Consider the following 859-nt stretch of genomic DNA (forward strand, 5'->3'; position numbering starts at 1 on the left):
TCCAATTTATTTAGGTGAACCTGTTAAACTCCCATCAATAGTAGCTTTACAGGATTAATAATATTATGATGATTTCTGAAAACTCAAGAATCAGATTCTATCTTCTTAATGGGAATATTGTTGTTGCTGAGGAAACATTTACTATTAGTGACCTCAAAAATTATTATCAACAGGAACATCAAAAGAGTCGTAGAGATAGAGAGATATTTATTAATTTATGTCTCTACGTTTGGTCAAGTTCCTATCAAGGTTGGAAAGTCGCAACATTCGATATAGAATAAAAATATCGCATTATTTTTGAAAAATATTGAGGTTTTTATGGTACTAATTCCCGTAAGGATTCATTCAATTATTGATGCAGACACCATCAGGATAATTCATCGAAAAGGAGTAATTAATTCAAGATGTCGATGGATTGATTGCCCCGAAAAAGGAACCAAGTGGGGAGAAGAAGCTAAGAAATACTTAGAAGATTTGATATTTTCTAATAAGGAATTGTTTTTTATTGAAGATTATGGTGCTGATAAATACGGTAGGTTATTAGCTGATTGGTTTATTGGTTCAAGGGAGTTGAATATTCAGGTTGAATTGTTGAGGCAAGGATTAGCTTATGATTTACTTCCGGTAGTTAGATATAATCTCCCCAAACGAGGGATTTTACTTTGTCAGGATATCTTGATGGCACAATATGAGGCGTATCAAGGAAACCTTGGGATTTGGGGAGATAAAGATTTTGTTCTGCCTGGAGTTAGGAGATTGTTTTAAAATAAACCCAATAACAGAATCAGGACTTACGCAAGGACGCTATATATAGCGCATTATTCAAACAGAAGGGCAATATGCGTCCGGCACGCTACGC

General features: G+C 34.6%; 1 protein-coding gene. It reads left to right on the forward strand.

Annotation, left to right across the window (positions count from 1 at the left end; all coding sequences use genetic code 11):
- The first annotated feature begins 297 nt into the window (after positions 1 to 297).
- Positions 298 to 765: a thermonuclease family protein gene (locus PL9631_RS25890; protein ID WP_231516870.1), complete on the forward strand. Its 468-nt coding sequence runs from the start codon at positions 298 to 300 to the stop codon at positions 763 to 765.
- Positions 766 to 859 lie beyond the last annotated feature (94 nt).

Source organism: Planktothrix paucivesiculata PCC 9631 (assembly GCF_900009265.2).
Taxonomy (GTDB): Bacteria; Cyanobacteriota; Cyanobacteriia; order Cyanobacteriales; family Microcoleaceae; genus Planktothrix; species Planktothrix paucivesiculata.